General features: G+C 61.1%; 7 protein-coding genes. 4 read left to right on the top strand and 3 right to left on the bottom strand.

All coding sequences use genetic code 11. The features are described 5' to 3' along the window. Positions 1–82: 82 nt before the first annotated feature. A complete protein-coding gene (locus tag AC3WWR_RS23695) occupies positions 83–985 on the bottom strand; it encodes a LysR family transcriptional regulator (protein ID WP_492599123.1) in 903 nt (300 codons plus the stop codon). 120 nt (positions 986–1,105) lie between these two features. On the opposite strand from AC3WWR_RS23695, the gene AC3WWR_RS23690 reads away from it, so the two are divergent. Together AC3WWR_RS23690 and AC3WWR_RS23685 are read left to right on the top strand one after the other, a co-directional pair. Next, positions 1,106–2,752, top strand: coding sequence for a GMC family oxidoreductase (locus AC3WWR_RS23690; protein WP_020798533.1), 1,647 nt, complete (start codon positions 1,106–1,108; stop codon positions 2,750–2,752). 216 nt (positions 2,753–2,968) lie between these two features. Beyond that, the gene (locus tag AC3WWR_RS23685) at positions 2,969–4,591 is read left to right on the top strand and encodes an MFS transporter (RefSeq protein ID WP_020798534.1); all 1,623 of its coding nucleotides are present in this window, start codon (positions 2,969–2,971) and stop codon (positions 4,589–4,591) included. Between the two features lie 100 nt (positions 4,592–4,691). Here the strand turns inward: AC3WWR_RS23685 and AC3WWR_RS23680 are convergent, their stop codons facing one another. Beyond that, a complete protein-coding gene (locus tag AC3WWR_RS23680; RefSeq protein WP_033042012.1) occupies positions 4,692–5,060 on the bottom strand; it encodes a DUF427 domain-containing protein in 369 nt (122 codons plus the stop codon). Between the two features lie 256 nt (positions 5,061–5,316). On the opposite strand from AC3WWR_RS23680, the gene AC3WWR_RS23675 reads away from it, so the two are divergent. Continuing rightward, positions 5,317–7,260 carry a DNA topoisomerase III gene (locus tag AC3WWR_RS23675; protein ID WP_492599122.1) on the top strand — a complete coding sequence of 648 codons (1,944 nt, stop codon included), beginning with the start codon at positions 5,317–5,319 and terminating at the stop codon, positions 7,258–7,260. A 188-nt stretch (positions 7,261–7,448) separates the two neighbouring features. Continuing rightward, the gene (locus AC3WWR_RS23670; protein WP_033042011.1) at positions 7,449–9,188 is read left to right on the top strand and encodes a dipeptidase; all 1,740 of its coding nucleotides are present in this window, start codon (positions 7,449–7,451) and stop codon (positions 9,186–9,188) included. Between the two features lie 22 nt (positions 9,189–9,210). On the opposite strand, the gene AC3WWR_RS23665 is transcribed toward AC3WWR_RS23670, so the two are convergent. Next, positions 9,211–9,411: hypothetical protein (locus AC3WWR_RS23665; protein WP_492599121.1), on the bottom strand; the 201-nt coding region annotated here is incomplete at its 5' end.

The raw sequence follows: 9,411 nt of genomic DNA, 5'->3' as shown, positions 1-9,411 counted from the left end.
GCCGCAGGCTGCGATCTTTTGATCTTGAAAAATCAAAAGATCGCAGCCTGCGGCAGCTCCTACAGTGGTATCCGAGGCACCGTTAAATCACGGGAGGGTTGGGGCCCAGCAGCAGCTCCTGCTCACGCTCACACAACTCCACCACGTAATCCCACATCACTCGCAACCGCACCGACTTGTGCAACTCGCGACGGGTACTGATCCAGTAACTGCGCAGGATGCTCTCCTGGGGGAGCAACGGCACAAGGCCAGGATCGGCACTGGCCATGTAGCACGGCAGCACGGCGATCCCAAGACCTGCGCGCGCGGCCTGTTGCTGGGCGATGACGCTGGTGCTGTGGAACACCACCTGCGGGTTGCGGCAGAAGCTGTTGAGGAACATCAATTCCTGGCTGAACAGCAAATCGTCGACGTAGCCGATCCAGGCATGGCGCCCCAGGTCTTCACGATTGCGCAGCGCCGGGGAGCGGTCGAGGTAGTCCTGGCTGGCGTAGAGCGCCAGGCGATAGTCCGCCAATTTGCGCGTGACCAGCATGTCGGCGGCCGGGCGTTCCAGGTGGATGCTGATTTCCGCCTCGCGATTGATAATGCTGACAAAGCGCGGCACCGCCACCAGCTCCACTTCCAGTCCGGGGTAGCGCTCGAACAGTCCGTTCATGCGGCTGGCAAGGAACATGATGCCCAGCCCTTCCGTCACCCCCACCCGGATCTTGCCCAGCGGCGCCGTGGATTGGGTGATTTCTTCCTGCGCCAGCAGCGCGACGTTCTCCATCGCCTCGGCGTGCTTGAGCAATGCTTCGCCCGCCGGGGTCAGCTCATACCCCTGGGCATGCTGCACGAACAGTGCGGTGCCCAGGTTCTTTTCAACGGCCTCGATGTGCCGCGCCACGGTGGCATGGGTGGTGTTCAAACGGCGCGCAGCAGTGAGCAAACGCCCGCTTCGCTGTAGCTCGAGAAAGAACCGCAGGTCATTCCAGTCGAACATCGTCCATCCCTTGGTCAGCGTTGTTTAAAAACGAACAGTAGCTGGGTAAAAACTAACATTCTTTTAACGAAAGCTAACAACTAGGATGGTCCCCAACAAGAACAACAAGCGAGGTCAGGGATGCACGCTTCCCTTGATGAATACGACTACATCGTGGTTGGGGCCGGGCCGGCCGGCTGTTTACTGGCCAATCGCCTGTCGACCAACCCGCAACACCGCGTGCTGCTGCTCGAAGCCGGCGGTCGCGACAATTACGCCTGGATCCACATCCCGGTGGGCTACCTGTTCTGCATCGGCAATCCGCGAACCGACTGGTGCTTCAAGACCGAGGCGCAACCGGGCTTGCAAGGTCGTACCCTGAGTTACCCACGCGGCAAGGTACTGGGCGGCTGTTCGTCGATCAACGGCATGATCTACATGCGCGGCCAGGCCGGCGACTACGATGGCTGGGCGGCAGACGGCAACCCTGGCTGGCGTTGGCAAGACGTGCTGCCGTTGTTCAAGAAGAGCGAAAACCATTTTGCCGGCGAGTCAACGTTTCACGGCGCCAGCGGCGACTGGCGGGTTGAACGCCAGCGCCTGTCCTGGCCGATTCTGGATGCTTTCCGCAGCGCCGCCGAACAAAGCGGCATCGCCAGCATCGACGACTTCAACCAGGGCGATAACGAAGGTTGCGGCTATTTCCAGGTCAACCAGAAGGCGGGCATCCGCTGGAATGCAGCCAAGGCCTTTCTCAAACCGATCCGCCAGCGCCCCAACCTGACGGTGCTGACCGGTGTCGAGGTCGACCGCGTAATGCTGGAAAACGCTCGTGCTTCGGCGGTCAGCGCCCGCTGGCAGGGCCAGGCCAAGACTTTCAAGGCGCGCAAGGAAATCGTCCTGTGCGCCGGTTCCGTCGGTTCACCGAGCATCCTGCAGCGTTCCGGCATCGGCCCTCGCCCACTGCTGCAGCGCCTGGGCATCGGTGTAGTCCATGAACTGTCCGGCGTTGGCGGCAACTTGCAGGACCACCTGCAACTGCGGCTGATCTACAAGCTGGAGAATGCCCGAACGCTCAATCAAATCGCCGGCAGCCTGTGGGGCAAGATGGGCATGGGCCTGCGTTATCTGTATGACCGCAGCGGTCCGTTGTCGATGGCGCCGAGTCAGTTGGGGGCCTTTGCGCGTTCAGGGCCCGAGCAAACCTCGGCCAACCTCGAGTACCACGTGCAGCCGCTGTCGCTGGAGCGCTTTGGTGAGCCGTTGCACGCCTTCCCGGCCTTCACCGCATCGGTTTGCGATCTGCGTCCGCAAAGCCGGGGCACGGTGCAGATCCGCTCTGCCGATCCACAACAAGCGCCGCTGATCCAGCCCAATTACCTGAGCCACCCGGAAGACTTGCGGGTCGCCGCCGATGCCATCCGCCTGACCCGGCGCATCGTTGCCGCGCCGGCCCTGAGGGCGTTCAAACCGGTCGAGTACCTGCCCGGCGACAGCCTGCAGAGCGAAGAACAGCTGCATGAAGCCGCCGCGCGGATCGGCACGACGATTTTCCATCCGGTCGGCACCTGCCGCATGGGCAGCGACGCGGACGCGGTGGTCGATGCAGAACTGCGCGTGCACGGCATTCCCGGCCTGCGCATCGCCGATGCCTCGATCATGCCGCGCATCACCTCGGGCAACACCTGCTCGCCTACGCTGATGATCGCGGAGAAGGCTGCACAACTGATCCTCAACCCCGACACAAGGAGCATCACCCCGGAAAAGGAACTGGCCACACACCCGTGAACCCTGCACGGACACTGTAGGAGCGAGCATGCTCGCGATGGCCGTCAACGATGACGCTGGAAACCTGACACCCCGCGGTGCTCTCAGGTGCATCGCGAGCATGCTCGCTCCTACGGGTAACGGGTACACCCCGATTTATGGATAAACGCGGCGCCCGCCCACAAGGAAAGCGCCGACAGTGGAACAACAAAAACAATCACTGTGAGGGATACCGATATGTCAGAACACGTTCAGCCCCTGGAAGCCGTGCGTAGCGCGGGCACCAGCCAGGAAACCCAGAAAGTCATCTTCGCCTCGTCGCTCGGGACGGTTTTCGAGTGGTATGACTTTTTCCTCTACGGCGCCCTCGCGGCGGTGATCAGCAAACAGTTCTTCGCCGGGGTCAACGACACCACCGCGTTCATCTTTGCCTTGATGGCGTTCGCCGCCGGCTTCATTGTCAGGCCATTCGGCGCCCTGGTGTTCGGCCGGTTGGGCGACATGATCGGGCGCAAATACACCTTCCTCGCCACCATCGTGCTGATGGGCCTGGCAACCTTCTGCGTCGGCCTGCTGCCCAATTACGCGAGCATCGGCATCGCCGCGCCGATCATCCTCGTGGTGCTGCGCATGCTCCAGGGCCTGGCACTGGGTGGTGAATATGGCGGCGCCGCGACCTACGTGGCAGAGCACGCGCCGATGGGCAAACGTGGCTTCCACACCAGCTGGATCCAGTCCACCGCCACCCTGGGCCTGTTGCTGTCGCTGCTGGTGGTACTGGGTTGCCGCTATTTCACGGGCGATCAGTTCGAAGTTTGGGGCTGGCGCATTCCGTTTCTGTTTTCGATCATCCTGCTGGGCATCTCGACCTGGATTCGCCTGAGCCTGCACGAGTCGCCTGCGTTCGTGAAAATGAAAGAGGAAGGCAAACTCTGCAAGTCGCCGATCCGCGATTCCTTCGGCAAGTGGGAAAACCTCAAGGTGGTATTGATCGCCCTGTTCAGCATCAACGCCGGGCAAGCGGTGACCTTCTATGCTGCGCAGTTCTATGTGCTGTTCTTCCTCACCCAGTTCCTGAAAATGGACCCCGCAGTGGCCAACGGTTTGCTGATCGTCAGTGTGACCATCGGTGCACCCTTCTTCATTTTCTTTGGCTGGCTATCGGACAAGGTCGGGCGCAAACCGGTACTCATGCTGGGCCTGCTGCTCGCCACCGTGTTGTACTTCCCGATCTTCAAGACCCTGGCCCACTACGCCAACCCGGCCATCGACCAGGCCAGCCGCCAGGCGCCGATTACCGTGCTCGCGGACCCGGCCACCTGCACCTTCCAGTTCGACCCGGTAGGCAAGGCGAAATTCGACAGCCCATGCGACAAGGTCAAGACCTTCCTGGTCAAGCAAGGCCTGCCGTACCAGAGCGCAGCAGCCCCGGCCGGCAGCGATGTGCAGGTCAGCGTCGGTGACATGAAGATCGACGGTTTCGACGAAGCCGCCCTGCGTGGCGCGGTGACCCTGGCGGGTTACCCACAACAGGCCGACATGCAGCAGATCAACAAACCAATGATCGTGGCCCTGATCGTCGCGCTGATCATCATCTCCGCCATGTGCTACGGCCCGCTGGCGGCGCTGATGGTCGAACTGTTCCCCACCCGTATCCGCTACACCTCGATGTCCCTGCCCTACCACATCGGTAATGGCTGGTTCGGCGGTTTCCTGCCGACCGTGTCATTTGCCCTGGTGGTGTACACCGGCGACATCTTCTATGGGCTGTGGTATCCGGTGCTGATCACCGGGGTGAGCCTGGTGGTGGGGATGTTGTGCCTGCGAGAGACACGTAACGTCGATCTGGATAAGAACTGATTGAAAATCAAAAGATCGCAGCCTTCGGCAACTCCTACCCTGGAATGCGTTCCCCTGTAGGAGCTGCCGCAGGCTGCGATCTTTTAATGGCAATGGCGACTCACTCGTCGAGTTCAACGAGCTCAAATTTCACCTGATCTGGATAAAACGCCATGTATTCGCGTATCTGTGCAACCGAGACTTTCGGATTCTCGTAACTCCACACCGCATTAGCCCCTTCATGTCCCGGCACCTGCAAACTGAAATAGCTGGCATCGCCCTTGTACGGGCAATAGCTGGTGTGGTCGGTGCGGGCGAAATATCTCTCGTCGATGTCTTCTCGCGGGACGTAATACACCGGAGGGTAATTGGCTTCCAATAGCACCAACGCACGTGAAGATGCAGCCACCTGGATACCGTGGAACTTCACCAACAGGCAGCCTGGCTGCTCGGCGATGGTGATGACAGGGCTGGGACCGGAGCTTTTCATGGAAAACAATCCTCATGACAGAAGTTGACCTGCAGGAGCGTGGCTTGCCCGCGTTGGGCCGCGCAGCGACCCCAAAACCTGAGACTACGACGTATCAGGTATAACTCAGATTCCCCGATAACGATGGCCTCACAGCTAAACGGCCTGCGCAATCAAACGCAACGTAAAAACTGTACATCCATACAGATAAAGATTGCTCTCGCGCTCCTCTCACGCCATCCTGTGCACTTGCTCACATTGATCGACGATGGTGGTTATGCGGCTTTACCTCTGTGAAAAACCTTCCCAGGCCAAAGACATTGCGGCCGTCCTCGGCGCGCGGCGACGTGGCGACGGCTGCTGGCTGGGAACGGACGTCACAGTGACCTGGTGCATCGGCCACCTTTTGGAAACCGCGCCCCCGGATGCCTATGACGCGCGCTACAAGCGATGGGTACTGGCAGACCTGCCGATCATTCCCGACCAATGGAAGATGACCGTAAAGCCGCGCACGGCCAGCCAATACAAGGTGGTCAAGCGCCTGCTCGGCGAAGCACGCGAACTGGTCATTGCCACCGACGCCGACCGCGAGGGCGAAATGATCGCCAGGGAACTGGTGGAGCATTGCCGCTATCGCGGCCCGATCCAGCGATTGTGGCTGTCGGCGCTGGACGATGCCTCGATCCGCAAGGCCCTCGCCGCCCTCAAGCCCGGTGCGCAGACCTTCAGTCTTTACCATTCGGCGCTGGGGCGCTCCCGGGCCGACTGGCTGATCGGCATGAATATGAGTCGGCTATTCACCTTGTTGGGACGCCAGTCCGGGTACCAGGGTGTCCTGCCGGTCGGCCGGGTGCAGACGCCTACCTTGCGCCTGGTCGTGGATCGCGACCGCAGCATCGCTGCCTTCGTGCCCGTGCCCTACTGGGCTGTCGAGGTGCAGTTGCTGCACGACGGCACCGCCTTCACAGCACAATGGCGAGCCGCCTCCGAGGTGTGCGACGACCAGGATCGCTGCCTGAATCAGGCGCTGGCGCAACGAGCGGCAGCGGCCATGCTTGCCGCCGCAAGCGCCAGGGTCATCAAGCTGCGCACCGAACGGATGCGCGAAGTGGCGCCGCTGCCATTCGACCTCGGCACCTTGCAGGAAGTCTGCTCGAAAAAGCTCGGGCTCGGTGCCCAGGAAACCCTCGACATCGCCCAGGCGCTCTACGAAACCCACAAGGTCATCACCTACCCGCGTAGCGACTGCGGCTACTTGCCACTCAGCCAGCACAGCGAAGCACCGGGCATCCTGGCGGCGCTACGCCAGGCCGACCCGGCACTGAATGCCTTGCACGATTATTTGGAACCCCAGCGTCGTTCACGGGCCTGGAACGATGCCAAGGTCAGCGCGCACCACGGCATCATTCCCACCGCCGCGGCAAAAAACCTCGAACGCCTGGCAGGCAAGCAACGCGCGGTCTACACCTTGATCCGCGCCCGTTACCTGGCGCAGTTCCTGCCCAACCACGAGTTCGACCGCACCCAGGCCGACTTCGATTGCGCTGGCGAGGCCTTGCGTGCAGTCGGCAAGCAAATCGTCGAACCTGGCTGGAAACGCGCCTTGCCCGAAGCCCTTGCACCCGCCAAGGGCCGCGAAGCACCCGCGCCGCAAACCCTGCCCAACCTCAGGGAAGGCATTGATTGCGCGGTGGCTGACGTGCAACTCAAGGACCTCTGGACACAACCGCCCAAACCCTTCACCGAAGGCGACCTGATCAAGGCCATGAAGAACGTCGCCAAACTGGTGGAAGATCCATTGCTCAAGCAAAAACTCAAGGACACCACCGGCATCGGCACCGAAGCGACTCGAGCCTCGATCATCCAGGGGCTGTTCGACCGTGGCTACCTGATCAAGAACGGCAAGGCGCTTGCCGCGACCCCGGCCGCTTTCAGCCTGATCGATGCGGTACCGCGGGCCATTGCCGACCCGGGCACCACCGCCATCTGGGAACAGGCCCTGGACATGGTGCAGAGCGGGGAAATGAGCCTGGACGAGTTCGTCACCAAACAGGCTGCCTGGATGAGCAAGCAAGTCAGTCGCTGCGCCGGCCTGAGCCTCACCATCAGCGGCCCCGCCAGCCCTGCCGGGCGCGGTGCAACGCCTTGGAAAAACAAACGCAAGCCGGCCAAGCGCAAGCCTGCAGGCACCAGCAAACGTGGGACAAAAACGGCCCTGTAGGAACCGTCTCGCGGGCGATGGTGGTTCGTCATGCGCGGTTTTCATATCTGCGCCGCTTTTGCATTTCTGTGCGACAGATCCCACTTCAGGGGCTCCCCACCTCTCCCTCGCAGTGTTAGCTTGCGGATGTTTCTGATCTAACGATCAGATATTTCCTACAAGACACCTGCAAAGGAATGCCCCCAGCAATGGACTTTTCACTCAAGCACCTGGCCGCAGCTACCCTGGTGGTCGCCAGCCTGTCCTCGTTCACCAACGCTGCACAGGCCAACATCACCCCGCAACAGAATGCGATCATCCTCAAGACGTTCAGCGATACCTCGGTAAAGGATTTCCGCCAGTTCCTGAAAAGCCTGGCCAAGCGCGATATCGCCAAGACTGACGATCTTGGCACGGCCATCAGTGCCTTCCTCGATAACAAGACACTGTCCCCTGAGCAGCAAAACCAGATCTATCGCCTGCTTGGCCTCTACACACGGGTGAAATACGGCAGCGCGGCTACGCAAACCCTGCGTGAACTGGTAGCCATCCCGACCGTGCGCGTGGACGGCGTTGCCCAACACGACAATCCCGAGTTCATCAAGATCGCCGAGAAGATCAAGGGCCTGGCCCAGGGGTTCAACCTGAGCTTTCGCAACATCGACAACCGCGTTTATGAAATTTCCCTGGAAGGCGCTGGTGATGAAGTCGTCGGCATTCACGCCCATGCCGACGTGGTGCCGGTGACGCCAGAGAATTGGGTGCTGCAGGATGGCACCCGTCTCGATCCATTCAAGGTCACCCTGGTGGGCGATCGCATGTATGGCCGGGGTACGGAAGATGACAAGAACGGCATCGTGGTCACGCTCTACGCCATGAAGGTCATCAAGGAAGAGAAGCTGCCGCTGGCCAGGAACTTCAAGCTGCTGGTAGACACCACCGAAGAAACCACGGGCGACGCCATCCCCTATTATTTCGAACGCAACCCGACGCCCAACTACAACCTGGCGCTGGATGGCGGCTACCCGGTGGTGATTGCCGAGAAAGGCTACGGCACGGTCATGGCCAGCTTCGCCAAGCGCAAGGCTCAAGGCAAGGGCGCTGAAATCACTGCGATGACAGGCGGCCTGGCGACCAACCAGATTCCGTCGACCTCGGTCGCCACCCTGGTGGCGGACAATCCCGCAGAACTGGCGGCCAGCCTGCAGAAGGCCGGTACAGAGTACGCCATGCGCAAGGGTGGCAACTTCGACGTCGCCGCCAAGGTGGTCGGCAATGACGTCATGCTGACCGTCACTGGTGTGTCCGCCCACTCCTCCGAACCCGAGTCCGGCATCAACCCGGTGGCGAGGATGCTGGACTTCATCAACAGCCTCGACGGCAAGGTCGCGCTCAAGCACAACCACATCACCGACGCCGCCCGCTACGCCGCCGACAACTGGGGGCTGGATTACCTGGGGGGTAAATTGGCAGTGGGTTTCGCCGATGAGTTCATGGGCCCGCTCACCACCTCCCTGACTTATGTCGGGATGGATGACAAAACCTTCAAGCTTGCAGTCAACCTGCGAGTACCGAAGGGCAAATCCCCGCAAGTACTGAAATCCGAAATCGCCACGAAACTGGATGCCTGGAGCAAGAACAGCAACATTATACCGGCCTTCGACTTCTCCATCGCCGAGCCGATGTACCGCAATCCCGAGGGTGAATGGGTCAAGGCCCTGCTCGCCGTGGCCAGCGAAAACCTCGGCATGGAGCACAAGTTCGGCACCTCCGCCGGCGCCACCTCGGTGCACGAACTGCCCAACGGCGTGCAATTCGGCCTGGCCATGCCGGACGTCAAATACACCGGTCACAACGACAACGAGTTCAAGACCACCGAGCAGTTCCTGCTTGACCTGCAAATCGTGACCGAGATGATGAGCCGCATCGGGCAGTTGCCGAAGCTTTGATTCACCTGGCGGGGTCGCTACGTCACGGCGCCCCCACCTTCCCCATGTATAGGCCCGCTTTGCGGCGATCCGATTTGCCGGCGAACCAGACGCCGCGGTGTACCTGTTGCACCGCGTCATCGTTCTTCGCGCTGTAGGAGCCAGGCTTGCCGGCGAACCAGACGCCGCGGTGTACCTGTTGCACCGCGTCATCGTTCTTCGCGCTGTAGGAGCCAGGCTTGCC

This window comes from Pseudomonas sp. EB271-G4-1 (assembly GCF_058791355.1).
Note: the sequence above shows the minus strand (reverse complement) of the source record. Positions and strands in the feature narration are given on the sequence as shown.